The organism is Collinsella aerofaciens (assembly GCF_015556945.1).
GTDB classification, from domain to species: domain Bacteria; phylum Actinomycetota; class Coriobacteriia; order Coriobacteriales; family Coriobacteriaceae; genus Collinsella; species Collinsella aerofaciens_AO.
Genome location: NZ_JADNNH010000028.1, coordinates 13697 through 30254 on the forward strand (window position 1 = coordinate 13697; position 16558 = coordinate 30254).

Genomic DNA, 16558 nt, shown 5'->3' on the forward strand with positions numbered 1-16558 from the left:
CCTTCTGCATAACTTGCTTTGCCGGCACAGCTCTACTCGTGGGTATGGCCGACGTAGTCTTCGTCGATCGTAATCTTGGCAATCGACTTGGGATATTCCGATTCGACCCGTTGTGCCAGCGCGTGCTTTACGTCTTCGGCACTCATCTGCAGATCCGAGGGACGCACGCAGTCAAAGATCACGTTGGTGTGCGTGGGACCCGGAACACAGCGCAGGTCATGAATCGAGAGGCGGCTATCGATCTCCTGAGCCATTGCGTTGATGCGCAGGCGCATGCTCGCCACCTTAGGGTCGTCGGTCACGATGGGGTCGTAATGGAGCGTGACAATCATGCCGTCCTCGTCCCTAAACGACTGCTCGATGTTATCGAGCGTGTCGTGACTTTCCAGCGGGCTGGCCTCGGCCGCCATCTCGGCATGCGCACTTGCAAACTTCCTGCCCGGGCCGTAGTCGTGAACCATCAAATCGTGAACGCCCAAAACGCCGGGATAGCTCATGATCTTGTCTCGAATGTGCTTGACCAGCTTAGGATCGGGCGACTGGCCCAAAAGCGGGCTCACCGTATCCTGGATGAGTTCAAAACCGCTCCAGCCAATATAGGCGCCAACGGCAAGGCCAACCCATGCGTCAAGATTGATGTGCGTCACCTGCGAAACAATCGCACATGCCAGCACGGCGCCTGTGGCAAGGACATCGTTCTTGGAATCCTGCGCGGTCGCATGCAGCGTCTCGGACTCAATGCGATCGCCGAGCTTTTGGTTGAGGGCCGCCATCCAGAGCTTTACGACCATCGAAAGTGCCAGGACTGCCACCAGGGCAAGCGAGAACTCGACAGGTTCGGGGTGGATGATGCGCTCAACCGAGGACTTCACCAGCTCAACGCCGATCAGCAGCACGAGCGCCGCCACGACCAGACCCGAGAGATACTCGTAGCGGCCATGTCCGTAAGGATGCTCGGGGTCCGCCGGCTTGCTCGCAAGTTTAAAGCCCAGCACGCTCACAATGTTTGAGCTGGCATCGGACAGGTTGTTCATGGCATCCGCCACAATCGAAACCGATCCCGACAGCACGCCAATTGCGCCCTTCGCAGCGCATAGTGCCACATTGGCGAGAATACACACCACGCCCGTCAACGTGCCCACACGCGCACGGTCGCCCTGCGCACGCTTAACAATCCACTCGACCATCTACATCCGCCCCCACGGTGCTATCTATATATCTATTGCTCAAACGGATTGTAGTGTAGCCACTTTGCCCCACAGATACAAAAAGGCCGCAACCCACACGGGCCACGACCTTGGAATGTGGCAAAGAAATCGTCCTTGTGTCGCACAGGTTTACGCGCTTACTTCGGCCACGCTCTTCGAGGTTTCGGGTGAATCGGCTCCGTCTTCTGCCGCCTGCCCCTTCGCCGGCACCACGCCAAAGCAGTAGCTCAATGCCGCAGACACCGCAAATGCCACACCGCCGGCAGCACAGCACCATAGCAGGTTCGAGATGCCGCCCGTGGCAAAGCCAATGACCATAAGGACATTCGTCATGCCGATGGTATAGGCCGTAACGTGGCCCACGGCCGCAACAAGGCCTCCGACGGCGCCGCCAATGGCCATGCACGTCAGGCACCTGCCATATTTAAAGCCGCAACCGTACAGCGCCGGCTCGCTTACGCCGCCAAGAACACCCGAGATTGAGTAGCCCAGCATGAGCGCCTTCTCGTCCTTATCCGCAACGCGGAGCGACGCGCCAAAAGGCATGCCCCAAACGGCGAACGTCGCCATCGTCGCGGCAATCAGGATGCACGAATCCGTTCCCACACTCATAAACTGCGCGTACGCAAGCGATAGAACGACGTTGCTGACGCCCGCTATCTTTAGGAACTCCCAGCCCGCGGCAAGCCCCATGAGCGTGAGCAGCGACACGATGCCACCGGAATTGCCAAGCATAAACATAAGCTGGCCCAACAGCATGCCCAGATAGCTGCCCGCCGGTGCCGTAATACACAGCGAAACCGGAACCATGACAAGCATGGTCGCAAACGGAACAAACGAAAACGCCACGGCCCTAGGGATAACGCGCTTAAAGAAACACTCCACTCGCCATAGCACGGGCACCGAGATGAGAACCGGGATAACAGTCGTCGTGTAATCGTTGACCGGCGCGGGAAGCAGACCATACACGGAAGTCATCGATGCCCCCGTCGTCGATGCGGCATCGACGAGCTTAAGCAGATCGGGCGCAATCAATACGCCGCCCAGCATCATGCCCAGTTGCTCCGAGCAACCGAGCTGGCGGGCGGCCGCCCAACCAAGATAAACGGGCAAAAAGTAGTAGCCGGCGTTATAGAGCCAACTGTAGAACAGGCGATAGATTTCGGAATCGGCAGACCACAGGCCCAGCATGCCTTCGCCCATAATGACAGCGACGGTGCGGAACAACGCCGCGCAGACAATAAACGGCAGCGCCGACATCATGCTTTTGGACAGATAGTCCACCACGGCCATGGCGTTTGATGAAACCGACGTTGTAAACGAGGTGTTAGAAACTTGTAGCATGGAACGCCTTTCCCAATATGACATGCGGGCTGTCCCTTTGTCACATCGTGCGGTATCGACCGATTGCGCGGTACTTTTCGTAGCGGAGGTTTGTGAGGGTCGCGTCGTCGAGCTGCCCAAGCGTATCGAAGGCATCAAATGCCGAGGACATGACGGCACCGGCGATCTCCTCATGCGACAGGCCCTTATCGTCAACAATGCCGTCGATGATGCCGAGCGCCAGCAGATCGGGGGCCGTGAGCTTAAGCGCCTCGGCGGCCTCATCCGCACGCTCGGTATCCTTCCACAGAATCGACGCACAGGCCTCGGGGCTCACAACCGAATAGGCCGAGCTCGAGAGCATCAGGATGCGGTCGGCCACGGACAGCGCCAGCGCGCCACCAGAGCCGCCCTCGCCTGTCACCACCGAGACAATCGGTGTCTTAAGGCCGCTCATCTCCATGAGATTCTGGGCAATCGCCTCGCCCTGGCCGCGCTCCTCGGCACCGATGCCGCAAAACGCGCCCGAAGTATCGACCAGGCACAGAACCGGTCGACCAAACTTTTCGGCCTGGCGCATCAGGCGACGCGCTTTACGGTAGCCCTCGGGATGCGCCATGCCAAAGTTGCGGCGCATACGCTCTTTGGTCGTGGTGCCGCGCTCGATGGCGATAACCGTCACAGGACGTCCGTCTTTCCAGCCAATGCCACCCACCACGGCGGCGTCGTCGCCAAAGTAACGGTCGCCGTGCAGCTCCACAAATCCATCTAGGCCCAGCGAGATTATCTCACCCGCCGTGGCGCGATCTGCCGAGCGGGTCTGCTTGACAATCTCGAGCGCGGTTTTTGGCGCCGCCGTGCGCTTGAACAAGTGCCCCGGCCTTTTGCCGCGGCGACCCGTATGCACGATTTCATGCGGTGCCCCCAGGCCGGGCGCGTGCCCTTCGTGCAGCGCCAGCAGCTCGCCTACCGTGAGCGCAATCTCGCCACGCGGAACAACGGCATCGCAAAAGCCGTGCTCCATCAAAAACTCGGAGCGCTGGAATCCCTTGGGCAGTCGCTTGTGCATGTTCTGCTCGATCACGCGCGGGCCGGCAAATGCCGTCAGGGCATCGGGCTCGGCCAGGATAATGTCACCCTCCATGGCAAAGCTCGCGGTTACACCTCCGGTCGTGGGGTCGGTGAGCACCGTGATATACAGGCCGCCCGCCTCGCTGTGGCGCCTAACCGCCGCAGAAATCTTGGCCATCTGCATAAGCGAGGTCACGCCCTCTTGCATGCGCGCACCGCCCGAAACGGTAAAGCCGACAACTGGCAATCCCAGCTCGGTCGCACGCTCAAATGCGCGACAGATCTTCTCGCCCACCACGGAGCCCATCGAGCCCATCATAAAGTTAGCGTCCATAAAGAAGAGCGCCGTATCGCAACCGCAGATTTTGCCCCTGCCGCACACAACGGCATCGCGCTCGCCCGAACGCTCGCTCACGCTCTTGAGCTTATCGGCATAGCCGGGAAACGAGAGGAAGTCCTCCGACGCCAGATTGGCATCCCATTCCTCAAACGTGCCCTCGTCGACCGTCATGCGCATGCGCGCGCGACCGCTCACGCGAAAGTGTTTGCCGCAACGGGGGCAGACCTCGAGGTTGTCGTGTAGGCGTGCCTCATCGATCACACGGCGGCACTCCGGGCACTTGATAAACACGTGGCGCGCGGGAAGCGCGGCGCACGACTCGGTTATCGGCCCCTCAAGGACATTGACCGTCTTCGCTTTTCTATTCATCAGCATAGAGATGCCCCATCAGATCGGTGTGATACATGCCCGACAAGAACTCGTCGTTTGCCAGCACGTCGAGCTGAAGCTCGCTGTTTTCGCTCACGCCCTCAATCACGAGCTCGCCCAGGGCCGAGCGCATCTTGCGAATGGCGCCGTCACGCGTGGGCGCACACACGATGAGCTTGCCGAGCATGGAGTCGTAGTACGGCGGAACTGTCGCACCGGTAAACATGGCGGAATCCCAGCGCACGCGCGGACCACCCGGCACACGCAACGCGGTGACCGTTCCGCATGACGGCAGAAAGTCCGGCGTCTCGGCATTGATGCGGCACTCCATGGCGTGGTTGCGGACCGGCATGTCCTCCTGCTCAAAGGGCAGAGGCTGGCCGGCTGCCACGCGCAGCTGCCATTTGACCAGGTCGGTATCGGTCACAAACTCCGTAACCGGATGCTCCACCTGCAAGCGCGTGTTCATTTCCATAAAGTAGAAATTGCCGTCGTCCGAATACAGGAACTCGATGGTACCGGCTCCTTCGTAGCCAACGGCACGAGCCAGGTCGCGTGCCGCCTTGTGCATGCGAGCACGAATGCCGTCGTGTCCGTCGAGGCACGGCGCGGGGCTCTCCTCGATCAGCTTTTGGTTGCGACGCTGCACCGAGCACTCGCGCTCGCCGAGCGAAAACACATGGCCCTGCTTATCGGCCATAATCTGCACCTCAACGTGGTGCGCCGGCGCGACGAACTTCTCCATGTAGCACTCGCCGTCGCCAAAAACGGCCTCGCCCTCGGCACGCGCCTCGATGAACGCCTTTGCCGCATCTTTCACGCGCTCGACCTTGCGAATGCCGCGACCGCCGCCACCTGCACGCGCCTTGATGAGCACGGGGCAGCCGATGCGCTCGGCCTCGGCCGTCGCCTCCTCGGGGCTTTTGAGCAAATCGCAGCCCGGAACGATGGGCACGCCCGCCGCGGCAGCCGTTCGGCGTGCGGCGTCCTTGTCGCCCATGCTGTCGATGACCTCGGCCGAGGGACCAACAAACGCCAGGCCATACTTGTCGCAGTCGCGCACGAAGCTCGCCTTCTCGGAGAAAAAGCCATAGCCGGGATGAATTGCCTTAGCTCCTGACTTTACGGCACAGGTGAGCACGGCATCGTCGTTGAGGTAGCTCTCGGCAAGACGCGGGCCGCCGATGCAATACGCCTCGTCGGCAAGCTGCACGTGCAACGCGTCCGCATCGGCCGTGGAATAAACGGCGACGGTCTTGATGCCCATATCGCGGCACGCGCGGATAACACGGACCGCGACTTCGCCGCGGTTGGCGATGAGCACTTTGTCGAACATGAAGACTTCCCTACTTTTCGTGCATGAGTGCAAAAGACATATCGGCGCGACAGCAAACCTCACCGTTGACGCTCGCAGTACCCGTCGCAAAGCGGAACGGCCCGCGCGCACGCGTGATAGAGCACACTAGATCCACCGTGTCGCCCGGGCGCACCGGACGCTTAAAGCGCACCTTGTCCAGACTCGTGTAGAACGGCGTCGCGCCGCGCGCCTCCTCATCGCCCATCAGCAGCACGCAGCAGTTCTGGGCGAGCATCTCGCACTGAATCACGCCGGGGACGACCGGGTTTCCCGGAAAATGCCCCTGCAAAAAGTACTCGTCGCCCGTAATCGTGATCTTGCCGTGGGCCTCGTCGCCCACCAGCTCGGCCTCGTCGAGCAAAAGCATCGGCTCGCGATGCGGTAACAGCTTCTTGAGCTCTTCTTTATTCATGGATATCACCTATCCGATCCTCATGAGGCAGCTGCCAAACTCCACGAGGTCGCCGTCGGCCACGCAGATCTCGAGCACCTCGCCATCCGCCTCGGCCGTCACCTCGTTGAGAACCTTCATGGCCTCGATGATGCAGAGGGTCTCGCCGGCCTTGACCCTGGAGCCCACGCGCACAAACGGCTCGTCGCCCGGCGCCGGGGCAGCATAGAAAACGCCCACCATAGGAGCGGTCACCTCGGTGCCCTTGGGCTCCGGCGCGGCGGCAGGTGTCTGCGCGGCGGGTTCCGGTGCGGCAGGCGCGACTGTGGGAGCTGCAACTGGAGCGGCCATGGCACCCGGCATAGGCATGGGCACGGCAGCCGGCTGCGCTGCACTCGCGCGCTCGAGCTCGACCGCGGTGCCATCGGGCTCCTCAACACGCACGCGCGTGAGGCCGCGGTCCTCCATCACATCGGCTATCTCGGCAAGTCTTTTGGAATCCATGCTCTAGCTCCTCGTATATCTACGCAACGCGATGGCGGCGTTGTGCCCGCCAAAGCCCAGGTTGGTCGAAAGCGCCCAGGTAAGGTCGGCGCGAACCGCGCGATTGGGCGTGTAATCAAGATCGCAGGCGGGATCGGGTGTGTGGTAGTTAATGGTCGGCGGCACCACGCCCTGCTCGAGCGCCATGGCGCAGGCCATGACCTCGATGGCACCCGTGGCACCGATCATGTGGCCGGTCATCGACTTAGTCGACGAGACGTGCGCGGCGCGCGCCGCGTCCTCGCCGAGCGCACGCTTAATGCCCGCCGTCTCGGACGAATCGTTGAGCTTGGTCGATGTGCCGTGAGCATTGATGTAGAGACCCTCGGAAGGCCTGACGTCGCCCTCGGTCACCGCCAGCGATATCGCGCGGGCAATGCCGGCAGCCTCGGGATCAGGACTCGTGATGTGATAGGCATCATCGGTGTTGCCGTAGCCCACGACCTCGGCATAAATGTGCGCACCGCGCGCCTGCGCATGTTCCATGCTCTCGAGCACGAGCACGCAGGCGCCCTCGCCCATCACAAAGCCGTCGCGGTCTGCATCGAACGGACGGCAGGCCGTCGCGGGATCGGGGTTGGTGGTCAATGCACGGCAGGACGTAAAGCCCGCAACGGCATCGGGGATAATTGCAGCCTCGGCGCCGCCCGCGAGGATCGCGTCGGCATAGCCGTGCTTGATGGCGCGGAACGCCTCGCCCACCGCATGGGCCGAGGTTGCGCACGCGGTCACCACGGGCAGGGTCGGGCCCTTTGCCTTGTGGCGGATTGCGATATTGCCCGATGCCATGTTGGGGATCATCATCGCAATCATATAGGGCGATGCGCGGCGAGGCCCCCGATTGGCAATCGTGTGGACGTTGTCGACGAGTGTCTGTATGCCGCCCACGCCTGAACCCACGTAGACGCCCAGGCGCTCGCGATCGATGACGCCTTCGACATCAAAGCCCGCATCGTGCATGGCCTCGTCCGAAGCCGCCATCGCAAACTGAACGCAGGGGTCCAGGTGCTTGGCGTCACGCTTGCCAAAGTACTCGTTGCCGTCAAAACCCTTGACCTCGGCCGCCACCTTAACGGCAAACGCATCGGTATCGAAGTGCGTGATCGGGCCGATGCCGCACGTGCCGGCGCACATGGCCGCCCAGGTAGCAAGCGCCGTGTTACCGAGCGGCGATACGGCACCGATACCGGTGATTGCAACTCTCTGTTCCATCTTGGTCTCCTCATCCAAGCCGTTGTTCGGCCCTGGTTTCTACATCGCCATTCCGCCGTCGACGCGCACGACCTCGCCCGTAATGTAGGCAGCCGCATCACTCGCCAAAAAGCGCACCACGCCGGCCACTTCCTCGGGGCGCGCCATGCGCTTTAGGGGAATCTGTTCCTCGCACGCCGCACGCACCTTATCCGATAGCTTTGCCGTCATATCGGTCTCGACAAACCCGGGTGCGACCGCGTTCACTCGTACGCCGCGGGGCGCAAGCTCGCGCGCTACCGCCTTGGTCAGGCCGATGACGCCCGCTTTGGAGGCAGCGTAGTTGGCCTGCCCGGCATTGCCCATCAGGCCCACGACCGAGCTCATGTTGATGACGCAACCGCCGCGCTGGCGCATAAAGGTCTTGGTGAGCGCGCGCGTCATATTGAACGTGCCCTTGAGATTGACATCGAGCACGCGGTCGAAGGCATCGTCGCCCATACGCATGAGCAAGCCGTCGCGCGTGATGCCGGCGTTGTTGACGAGCGCCCAAATGGAGCCAAAGTCGTTGAGGACCGTCTCCATGCAAGTGTTGACGGCGGCTGGGTCGGCCACGTCACATTGATATGCGCGCGCCGTGGCGCCAGCCGCCTCACAGGCTTCGCACGTCTCGCGCGCCGCATCGACGCTGCCGGCATAGACGACGGCGATATCAAAACCGTCCTCCGCCAAGCCCACGGCACAAGCGCGACCGATGCCGCGCGAGCCGCCCGTGACCAGCGCCACGCGGCGCGATCCGTCGCGCTCGAGCGCGCCGTTGTTCAAGTTGCCCATGTCGTTCCTTTCGGGTTACAGCCCTGTGGGCTATGCGAGCTCGTCGGCAATAGCTGCGACCTGCTCGGCCGTTTCGCACGAATACACGCGAACGTCGCTCAACGTACGCTTGACCAAGCCCGACAGCGTTTTGCCGGGGCCGACCTCAATAAACGTGTCGATGCCTTGATCCTGCAGAGCATGCAGCGTGTCGACCCAGCGCACGGCATGACTCACCTGGTTGGCCAGCACCTCCGATGCCGCCTGCGGGTCGGCCGGATAAGGCGCCGCCGTCATATTTGCCATAACAGGAATGAGCAACGGGAACGGCGCGTGACCGGCCTCGATATATGCAGCAAGGCCACAGGTCGCCTCGGCCATATAGGGGCTATGGAATGCACCCGACACCGCGACCTTCATGGCACGACCGCCAGCCTCTTTTACCAGGACGTCGAGGGTTTGCAACGCATCGGGCGCTCCGGCCACAACCGTCTGCTGGGGGCTGTTGTAGTTGACCGGCCAGCAGTCCTCGCCGGCCTGTTTTGCCAAGCCCTCGACCTGCGCCGCATCGAGCTTGATGACTGCGCGCATGCCGCCCGGATGGCGCTCAGCCACCGTGGCCATAAGCGCCGCGCGCTCGCACACAAGCTCAAAGCCCGCTCGCGTATCGAACGCCCCCGCAAAGGTGAGTGCAGCGACCTCGCCCAGCGAGAATCCCGCACAAGCGGCAGGCACCACGCCGCGCTCGCGCAGGGCGACGGCGACAGCCAAGTCGTGCACGAACACGCAAGGCTGCGTGTTCTCGGTCTGCGAGAGCTCCTCCTTGGAGGCGCTCCGGCACTGCTCACTGGTTCCCGGACGCACCTCGTCGGCGATCGCAAACACCTCGGCAGCCGCCGGTGATGCCTCGATGAGGTCGACGCCCATCGCGGGATGCTGGGCACCCTGACCGGCAAACAGAAACGCTACGCTACCCATGCGGACGCACCCTTCAGGACATGCTCGGCGCCATCGACCAGATCGTCGACGATTTCGCGTGCGCTCTGGCGTTCGTTGACCATGCCGGCAATCTGTCCGCACAAATACGAACCCTCTTCGTAATTACCGTCCTTTGCGGCCTTGCGAAGCGCACCTGTGCCTATGGCCCCAAGCTTCTCGGCGCTTGCGCCCGCCGCCTCACTTTTGGCGTAGGCATTGGTGAAGGGGCTCTTGAGCGCACGCACCGGATGTCCCGTCGAACGGCCAGTCGCGCGCGTCGAGGTGTCTCCCGCCTTGAGCACCAGCTCTTTGTATTGCTCGGAGACGGTACACTCATCGGCAACGAGAAAACGCGTGCCCACTTGGACGCCAGCGGCGCCAAGCATAAAGGCGGCCGCCACCCCGCGGCCATCCGCGATACCGCCGGCTGCCACAACGGGGATATCGACCGCGTCGACAACCTGCGGAACGAGCGCCATCGTCGACGTCTCGCCAATATGTCCACCCGATTCGGTGCCTTCGGCAACCACGGCGGTGGCCCCGCGACGCGCCACGAGACGCGCCAGCGCCACCGAGGCAACAACCGGGATGACCTTGATGCCCGCATCGTTCCAGGCCTTCATGTACTTGGTGGGATTGCCGGCACCCGTCACGACGACCGGCACTTGCTCGTCGATCACAACCTGTGCGACCTCGTCGGCAAACGGGCTCATAAGCATGACGTTCACGCCAAAAGGCTTATCCGTCTTGGTGCGCAGCTCGTGAATCTGATCGCGCAGCCAGTTGGCGTCGGCATTCATGGCCGCAATAATGCCCAAGCCGCCCGCCTCGGACACGGCAGATGCCAGCGAGGCGTCGGCAATCCAGGCCATGCCACCCTGGAACACGGGCTTTTCGATGCCGAGCAAATCGCAGAGAGGAGACTTGAGCATCACTACTTCTCCAATGCCGCCTCGACCGTATCGACGAACTCGCCGACCGTCTTGGGGTTCTCCTCGGTATCGAGTTCAATGCCAAACTCGTCCTCGACGGCGACGAGGATCTCGACGGTGCCCAGGCTGTCGAGGCCAATCTCCTCGAGCGTGGACTCGGGCTTCATCTCGACGTCGTCAAGGCCAGCGGTCTCGCGGATAACGTCGCAAACGCGCTCGAAGGTCTTCTGATCTGCCATGGTAGTTCTCCTTTGTTTGTGCCCTAGGGGCGTTTTTATTTCCTATGTGCGACTACTTCCAACGAAGCAGATAGCCACCTATATCCAGGCCGGCGCCAAATCCAACGAGGGCGATGGTGTCGTCCTCATTTAGTGCGTCGGTACGTGCCAGCCGGTCAAGCGCAAAGGGAATGCAGGCGCTCGAAATGTTGCCGGTCTCGCGTAGCGTTCGAACCACGCGCTCGTCTGGCACGCCGAGACGCTTGACCGCCTGACTCAGGATTCGTTCGTTAGCCTGATGGAATACAAAATGATCGATGTCTTCGACCGAAATGCCCGCATCGCTCGCAAGCTTATGGACCGTGTCGCAGATGGCGTTGACGCCGAACTTGAACACGCGGCGACCATTCATGGACAGCACGCTCGCGCTATCTGCGGAATCCTTAAACGGCGAGGTGCCGACCAGACCGGGAACGCGCAACGTCTCGACGTCGGGCGCTGTCGAAAGCTCAACGGCAAGAGGGTTGTCTCCCCCAGCCCCTATGACCGCAGCACCCGCGCCATCGCCAAAGAGCACGCACGTGGCACGGTCGGTCCAATCGAGCGCGCGCGTCATCTGCTCGGCGGCAACGACCAGCACGTGCTTGGCGCGACCGCGGGCGATATAGCCCTCGGCGACATCGAGCGCAAATACGAAGCCGGCACAAGCCGCCGAAACGTCGAAGGCAGGACATGTGGCACCCAGGCGCTCAGCAACGGCGCACGCTTCGGCGGGAACGAGATGATCGCCCGTCGTCGTCGAACAGACGATAAGATCCAGCTGGCTCGCGTCGATTCCGGATACCTGGAGTGCCCGCTCGCTCGCCGCTACGGCAAGGTCGTCGAGTGACTCAGTGGTGCAGACGTGGCGGCTCTTGATACCGGTGCGGGTAAAAATCCACTCATCCGAGGTATCGAGGAACTCGGACAGCTCGTCGTTGGAAACGCTGCGCTCGGGAAGAGCCGAGCCTGTTCCAAGAATCGTGAAACCCATCACTAACCTCCTTTGAGTTGTTGACGTGTTTACATCGACCAAGAGAGGATAGCGCATTTCAGTCATTGTTGACGTGTTAACATTAAATTGTCCAAATGCGACAAAGGCTTCACATTGTGTCTGCCTCACGACACCATTGCGTTATTCACTTATTCATTAAGGAGGTAGCAGCCGCTATGGATGCCCAATTAACGATAGTCGACGTAACCGGATCGACCAACGATGACCTGCTCGAAGCAGGAAAACAAGGAGCGCCGCACGGCACAGGACTTGCCGCCCGGGCTCAGACAGCAGGACGCGGCCGGCGCGGCCACAAGTGGGATTCAACCGCCGGCAACCTATTGCTTTCGATTGTCCTGCGTCCATGCGTTAATCCTGCAAAGTACTCTGGTCTTGCCGCCGTCAGCGGCCTAGCGGTGCTCGAGGCGCTCGAAAATCAGGGTCTTGCAAACGAGATTGGCCTCAAATGGCCCAACGACCTGATCGCGCGAGGACGCAAGCTCGGCGGCATTCTGGTCGAGGCGGCACGCGACAACAAAGGCAGGCCCTTCGCCGTCTGCGGCATTGGCGTCAATGTGAACTACACGCCCCAAGAGGTGCCCGATGGCGGCCTGGCGGCAATTGGCCTCTCGGACCTCAACGAGAATGTTCCCGCCGTCGATGTGTTACTCAAGGAGGTCTATCACACCGTCGTAAACGCTGTGGACGCGTGGGCAGATCTGCTCAACGCCATGGAAGAAGACGCCGGACCGCTCGCGCCCGTCCACGGCGAATATATCGGTCATCTCAATTGGATTGGAGAGCACGTTATCGCCCGTTCCCCTGCCGGTGACGAGCTGGCGCGTGGCATCTTTCAAACGGTCGATGACTTTGGTCGCGCGTGCATCGAGACAGAAGACGACTTGCGATCCTTCCATTTTGAGGAGGCATCGCTGCGCCCCTTGAGCGAATAGGGAGCCGCAGCCACCCGCTCGGCAGCATTACCCAGCAGCCCAAACCCGTCATGCAAAACAAAAGAGCCCCGCTACCGTAATGGCAGCGGGGCTCTGTAAGCTATGAGCGGTATCGCTTAGAGCTTGATGTCGATGTCAACGCCAGCGGGGAGGTCGAGACGCATGAGCGAATCAACGGTGCCCGAGGTGGGGTCGAGGATGTCGATGAGGCGCTTGTGGGTGCGCATCTCGAACTGCTCACGGGAGTCCTTGTTCACGTGCGGCGAGCGGATAACCGTGTACAGGTTGCGCTCGGTGGGCAGGGGGACAGGACCGGAAACGCGAGCGCCGGTCTTCTGAGCGGTCTCGACGATGAGCTTCGCGGACTGATCGACGACCTCGTGATCATAGCCCTTGAGGCGAATGCGGATCTTCTGGGTAGCCAACTTAAACCTCCAAAGAGTGCGAGAGACGTTCTCGCGGATTACGTAACAGGGAGCTCGAAATTAGGCGTTCTTGCTCATGACCTCGTCCACGATGGACTTGGGCGCGGGCTCATAAGAGTCAAACTGCATCGTGTAGGATGCACGGCCCTGGGTCTGGGAGCGAAGGTCGGTAGCGTAACCGAACATCTCGCCCAGCGGCACCTTGGCACGGATGAGCTTGCTGTTCTTGCGATCCTCCATGCCCTCGATCTTGCCGCGGCGACCGGAGAGGTTGCCCATAACGTCGCCCATGTACTGCTCGGGAGTCTCGACCTCGACAGCCATGATCGGCTCGAGCAGCTGCGGGTCGGACTTCTTGAGGGCGTCCTTGATAGCCATGGAACCGGCGATCTTGAAGGCGGCCTCGGAGGAGTCGACCTCGTGGTAAGAACCGTCGAACAGGGTGACCTTAACGTCGAGGACCGGGAAGCCGGCGATAACACCGGTGTTCAGGGCCTCCTGGATGCCCTTGTCGATGGACGGGATGTACTCCTTGGGCACGACGCCGCCGACGATAGCGTTGACGAACTCGTAGCCGAAGCCCTCCTCCATCTTCTCGAGCTTGATGACGGCGTGGCCGTACTGACCGCGACCGCCGGACTGACGGACGAACTTGCCCTCAGCCTTCTCGACGTCGTGACCAGCGGTCTCGCGGTAGGCAACCTGGGGCTTACCAACGTTAGCGTCAACCTTGAACTCGCGGAGCAGACGGTCGACGATGATCTCGAGGTGCAGCTCGCCCATGCCGGCGATGATGGTCTGGCCGGTCTCGTGGTTGGTGGACACCTGGAAGGTCGGGTCCTCCTCGGCGAGCTTGGTCAGAGCCAGGGACATCTTGTCCTGCTCGGCCTTGGTCTTGGGCTCGATGGCAACGTCGATAACGGGCTTAGCGAACTCGATCTTCTCGAGGACGATCTCCTTACCCTCGGCGCACAGGGTGTCACCGGTGGTGGAGTTCTTGAAGCCGACGCAAGCGACGATGTCGCCGGCGGCAGCATCGTCACGGTCGATACGCTCGGCAGCGTTCATCTCGAGGATGCGGCCGAGGCGCTCGCGCTGACCGTTGGAAGCGTTGACAACGTAGGAGCCGGACTCGGCGCGGCCGGAGTAAACGCGGACGTAGGTGAGCTTACCGACGAACGGGTCGGTCATGATCTTGAAGACCAGGCCGGAGAAGGGCTCGTCGAAGGAAGGATGACGCTGGATCTCCTCGCCGGTGTCCGGATCGGTACCGGTGACGGCCTCAACGTCAAGCGGGCTGGGCAGGTAGTCGACGACAGCGTCGAGCAGCTCCTGAACGCCCTTGTTCTTGTAGGCGGAACCCACGAAGACGAGGTTGAGCTCGTTGGCCAGAACGCCCTTGCGCAGAGCAGCCTTGAGCTCCTCGACGGTGAAGTCCTCCTCCATGAGGATCTTCTCCATGAGCTCGTCGTCAAAGCTGGCAGCAGCGTCGAGGAGCTCCTCGCGCTTGGTGGCAGCGATGTCGGCGAACTCAGCCGGGATCTCGTCCATCGGCTCGGGGTAGGTCATGCCCTTGTCGTCGGCCTTGAAGTCCCATGCGGTCATGGTGACCAGGTCGATGACGCCCCAGAAGTTGTCCTCGGCGCCCATCGGGACCTGAGCGGCCACAGCGTTGGCGTCGAGACGATCCTTCATGGTCTCGATAGCGTTGAAGAAGTCAGCGCCCACGCGGTCATACTTGTTGATGAAGGCGATGCGGGGGACGTTGAAGGTAGAAGCCTGACGCCAAACGGTCTCAGACTGGGGCTGAACGCCGGCAACGGCGTCGAAGACGGCGACAGCGCCATCGAGGACGCGCAGGCAGCGCTCGACCTCGGCGGTGAAGTCAACGTGGCCCGGGGTGTCGATGATCTGGATGCGGTAGTCCTTACCGTCCTTGTTCCAGAAGCACGTGGTAGCAGCGGAGGTAATGGTTACGCCGCGCTCCTGCTCCTGAACCATCCAGTCCATGGTGGCAGCGCCCTCATGGACCTCACCGATCTTGTGGGTCTTACCGGTGTAGTAAAGAATACGCTCGGTCGTGGTGGTCTTACCGGCATCGATGTGGGCCATGATGCCGATGTTACGGGTATCGGAAAGCTTGTACTTAGGCTTAGCCATGTTAGTTCCTTACCTTAACTTACCAACGATAGTGAGAGAACGCGCGGTTGGCCTCGGCCATCTTGAAGACGTCCTCACGCTTCTTGACGGAAGCGCCCAGGCCGTTGGAGGCGTCGAGGATCTCGTTGGCGAGACGCTCGGCCATGGTCTTCTCCTTGCGAGCGCGGGAGAAGTTGACGATCCAGCGGATACCCAGAGCGGTGGAACGACGGGAGTTGACCTCCATCGGGACCTGATAGGTAGCGCCACCGACACGCTTGGGCTTAACCTCGAGCGTGGGCTTGACGTTGTCCATAGCCTTCTTGAAGGTAGCGAGAGCGTCGCCACCCTCGGACTTCTCGGCAACGATCTCGAAAGCGGTGTAAACGATGCGCTCAGCGGTGGCCTTCTTGCCGTCAAGAAGGACCTTGTTGATGAGCTGAGTCACCAGGCGGTTGTTGTAAACGGCGTCAGGCTGAACCTCACGACGATTAGCTGCTGCACGACGCGGCATGTGAAATCTCCTTAAGTGTCTACCGTGCGGCGCTTAGGCGGCACACGGCGAAAGTATCAAAACGTTATCTGGCTTATTTAGCCTTGGGGCGCTTAGCACCGTACTTGGAACGGGCCTGCATACGGTTCTGGACCGGAGCAGCGTCGTAGGCGCCACGGATGACGTGATAACGGACACCAGGGAGGTCACGGACACGACCGCCGCGGACGAGCACGATGGAGTGCTCCTGCAGGTTGTGGCCCTCACCCGGGATGTAAGCAGTAACTTCGATGCCGTTGACAAGGCGAACACGGGCAACCTTACGAAGAGCCGAGTTCGGCTTCTTGGGGCTCGTGGTGAAGACGCGGGTGCACACGCCGCGCTTCTGGGAGTTGTGCTGCAGAGCAGCGTTCTTGGACTTCTTGGGCACGGAACGACGGCCCTGGCGAACCAGCTGGTTAATAGTAGGCAAAGCGTACTCCTTCTCGAATGATTCCAGCTTTCTGTAAAGTGCAACGGCTTGAATCGAGGGGTCAGCATCCCCCTACGAAACACGCAGTTCGTTAGGATACGTGGCGTTAGCTGTGCCGTCAACAGACCACGCCGCCGGGCGTATCCCAAAATAGGCACATTTCCGCAAACCCTACACAAAAGGAATCTTCTTCTGTGCGCGGGGGCGGATCCCCGGCCCGGGCGGCCCAGGTTTTAAGTTTGCTGCTCTACAGTCCTGCGCAAGACGGAAAGCACATTAAGTGCTTTCCTTTGCGTGCGGAACTCGCGA

Annotated in this window: 17 protein-coding genes; 1 reads left to right on the forward strand and 16 read right to left on the reverse strand. The window is 61.3% G+C overall.

The window, feature by feature from the left end:
* Positions 1 to 32 precede the first annotated feature (32 nt).
* The 12 genes from I2F59_RS08105 to I2F59_RS08160 form a co-directional block, all read right to left on the reverse strand.
* On the reverse strand, positions 33 to 1187 hold the full coding sequence (locus tag I2F59_RS08105) for a cation diffusion facilitator family transporter (protein WP_195503823.1): 1155 nt from the start codon (positions 1185 to 1187) through the stop codon (positions 33 to 35).
* Between the two features lie 150 nt (positions 1188 to 1337).
* Positions 1338 to 2552: a PTS fructose transporter subunit IIB gene (locus I2F59_RS08110; RefSeq protein ID WP_195503824.1), complete on the reverse strand. Its 1215-nt coding sequence runs from the start codon at positions 2550 to 2552 to the stop codon at positions 1338 to 1340.
* Between the two features lie 40 nt (positions 2553 to 2592).
* Positions 2593 to 4317 carry an acetyl-CoA carboxylase, carboxyltransferase subunit beta gene (gene accD, locus I2F59_RS08115; protein ID WP_195503825.1) on the reverse strand — a complete coding sequence of 575 codons (1725 nt, stop codon included), beginning with the start codon at positions 4315 to 4317 and terminating at the stop codon, positions 2593 to 2595.
* Positions 4304 to 5647 carry an acetyl-CoA carboxylase biotin carboxylase subunit gene (locus tag I2F59_RS08120; RefSeq protein ID WP_195503826.1) on the reverse strand — a complete coding sequence of 448 codons (1344 nt, stop codon included), beginning with the start codon at positions 5645 to 5647 and terminating at the stop codon, positions 4304 to 4306. The genes accD and I2F59_RS08120 overlap by 14 nt, the downstream gene beginning before the upstream one ends.
* Before the next feature lie 10 nt (positions 5648 to 5657).
* Positions 5658 to 6080 (reverse strand): 3-hydroxyacyl-ACP dehydratase FabZ, encoded by a 423-nt coding sequence (gene fabZ / locus I2F59_RS08125; protein WP_195503827.1) that lies wholly within the window; start codon positions 6078 to 6080, stop codon positions 5658 to 5660.
* A 9-nt stretch (positions 6081 to 6089) separates the two neighbouring features.
* On the reverse strand, positions 6090 to 6563 hold the full coding sequence (gene accB / locus I2F59_RS08130) for an acetyl-CoA carboxylase biotin carboxyl carrier protein (protein WP_195503828.1): 474 nt from the start codon (positions 6561 to 6563) through the stop codon (positions 6090 to 6092).
* A 3-nt stretch (positions 6564 to 6566) separates the two neighbouring features.
* A complete protein-coding gene (gene fabF / locus I2F59_RS08135) occupies positions 6567 to 7814 on the reverse strand; it encodes a beta-ketoacyl-ACP synthase II (RefSeq protein ID WP_195503829.1) in 1248 nt (415 codons plus the stop codon).
* A 39-nt stretch (positions 7815 to 7853) separates the two neighbouring features.
* Positions 7854 to 8627, reverse strand: coding sequence for a 3-oxoacyl-[acyl-carrier-protein] reductase (gene fabG / locus I2F59_RS08140; RefSeq protein WP_195503830.1), 774 nt, complete (start codon positions 8625 to 8627; stop codon positions 7854 to 7856).
* Positions 8628 to 8657: 30 nt separating this feature from the next.
* Positions 8658 to 9584: an ACP S-malonyltransferase gene (locus tag I2F59_RS08145; protein WP_195503831.1), complete on the reverse strand. Its 927-nt coding sequence runs from the start codon at positions 9582 to 9584 to the stop codon at positions 8658 to 8660.
* Complete coding sequence (gene fabK, locus I2F59_RS08150) at positions 9572 to 10516, reverse strand: enoyl-[acyl-carrier-protein] reductase FabK (RefSeq protein ID WP_195503832.1); 945 nt, start codon at positions 10514 to 10516, stop codon at positions 9572 to 9574. The genes I2F59_RS08145 and fabK overlap by 13 nt, the downstream gene beginning before the upstream one ends.
* Positions 10517 to 10518: 2 nt before the next feature.
* On the reverse strand, positions 10519 to 10755 hold the full coding sequence (locus I2F59_RS08155; RefSeq protein ID WP_055285196.1) for an acyl carrier protein: 237 nt from the start codon (positions 10753 to 10755) through the stop codon (positions 10519 to 10521).
* 52 nt (positions 10756 to 10807) lie between these two features.
* The gene (locus tag I2F59_RS08160; RefSeq protein ID WP_195503833.1) at positions 10808 to 11767 is read right to left on the reverse strand and encodes a 3-oxoacyl-ACP synthase III family protein; all 960 of its coding nucleotides are present in this window, start codon (positions 11765 to 11767) and stop codon (positions 10808 to 10810) included.
* 176 nt (positions 11768 to 11943) lie between these two features.
* On the opposite strand from I2F59_RS08160, the gene I2F59_RS08165 reads away from it, so the two are divergent.
* On the forward strand, positions 11944 to 12720 hold the full coding sequence (locus I2F59_RS08165; RefSeq protein ID WP_195503834.1) for a biotin--[acetyl-CoA-carboxylase] ligase: 777 nt from the start codon (positions 11944 to 11946) through the stop codon (positions 12718 to 12720).
* 116 nt (positions 12721 to 12836) lie between these two features.
* On the opposite strand, the gene rpsJ is transcribed toward I2F59_RS08165, so the two are convergent.
* The 4 genes from rpsJ to rpsL all read right to left on the reverse strand — a co-directional run bounded on the left by rpsJ (position 12837) and on the right by rpsL (position 16249).
* Positions 12837 to 13145 (reverse strand): 30S ribosomal protein S10, encoded by a 309-nt coding sequence (gene rpsJ / locus I2F59_RS08170; protein WP_022094184.1) that lies wholly within the window; start codon positions 13143 to 13145, stop codon positions 12837 to 12839.
* Positions 13146 to 13205: 60 nt separating this feature from the next.
* A complete protein-coding gene (gene fusA / locus I2F59_RS08175) occupies positions 13206 to 15305 on the reverse strand; it encodes an elongation factor G (RefSeq protein ID WP_117790123.1) in 2100 nt (699 codons plus the stop codon).
* A 19-nt stretch (positions 15306 to 15324) separates the two neighbouring features.
* Positions 15325 to 15798 (reverse strand): 30S ribosomal protein S7, encoded by a 474-nt coding sequence (gene rpsG / locus I2F59_RS08180; RefSeq protein WP_006235013.1) that lies wholly within the window; start codon positions 15796 to 15798, stop codon positions 15325 to 15327.
* Between the two features lie 73 nt (positions 15799 to 15871).
* Positions 15872 to 16249 carry a 30S ribosomal protein S12 gene (gene rpsL / locus I2F59_RS08185; RefSeq protein WP_006235012.1) on the reverse strand — a complete coding sequence of 126 codons (378 nt, stop codon included), beginning with the start codon at positions 16247 to 16249 and terminating at the stop codon, positions 15872 to 15874.
* Positions 16250 to 16558: the final 309 nt, after the last annotated feature.

Coding starts and splice junctions, on each gene's coding strand:
- I2F59_RS08105 (WP_195503823.1), bottom strand. CDS start 1,187: ATGGTCGAGTGGATTGTTAAGCGTGCGCAGGGCGACCGTGCGCGTGTG.
- I2F59_RS08110 (WP_195503824.1), bottom strand. CDS start 2,552: ATGCTACAAGTTTCTAACACCTCGTTTACAACGTCGGTTTCATCAAAC.
- accD (WP_195503825.1), bottom strand. CDS start 4,317: ATGCTGATGAATAGAAAAGCGAAGACGGTCAATGTCCTTGAGGGGCCG.
- I2F59_RS08120 (WP_195503826.1), bottom strand. CDS start 5,647: ATGTTCGACAAAGTGCTCATCGCCAACCGCGGCGAAGTCGCGGTCCGT.
- fabZ (WP_195503827.1), bottom strand. CDS start 6,080: ATGAATAAAGAAGAGCTCAAGAAGCTGTTACCGCATCGCGAGCCGATG.
- accB (WP_195503828.1), bottom strand. CDS start 6,563: ATGGATTCCAAAAGACTTGCCGAGATAGCCGATGTGATGGAGGACCGC.
- fabF (WP_195503829.1), bottom strand. CDS start 7,814: ATGGAACAGAGAGTTGCAATCACCGGTATCGGTGCCGTATCGCCGCTC.
- fabG (WP_195503830.1), bottom strand. CDS start 8,627: ATGGGCAACTTGAACAACGGCGCGCTCGAGCGCGACGGATCGCGCCGC.
- I2F59_RS08145 (WP_195503831.1), bottom strand. CDS start 9,584: ATGGGTAGCGTAGCGTTTCTGTTTGCCGGTCAGGGTGCCCAGCATCCC.
- fabK (WP_195503832.1), bottom strand. CDS start 10,516: ATGCTCAAGTCTCCTCTCTGCGATTTGCTCGGCATCGAAAAGCCCGTG.
- I2F59_RS08155 (WP_055285196.1), bottom strand. CDS start 10,755: ATGGCAGATCAGAAGACCTTCGAGCGCGTTTGCGACGTTATCCGCGAG.
- I2F59_RS08160 (WP_195503833.1), bottom strand. CDS start 11,767: ATGGGTTTCACGATTCTTGGAACAGGCTCGGCTCTTCCCGAGCGCAGC.
- I2F59_RS08165 (WP_195503834.1), top strand. CDS start 11,944: ATGGATGCCCAATTAACGATAGTCGACGTAACCGGATCGACCAACGAT.
- fusA (WP_117790123.1), bottom strand. CDS start 15,305: ATGGCTAAGCCTAAGTACAAGCTTTCCGATACCCGTAACATCGGCATC.
- rpsG (WP_006235013.1), bottom strand. CDS start 15,798: ATGCCGCGTCGTGCAGCAGCTAATCGTCGTGAGGTTCAGCCTGACGCC.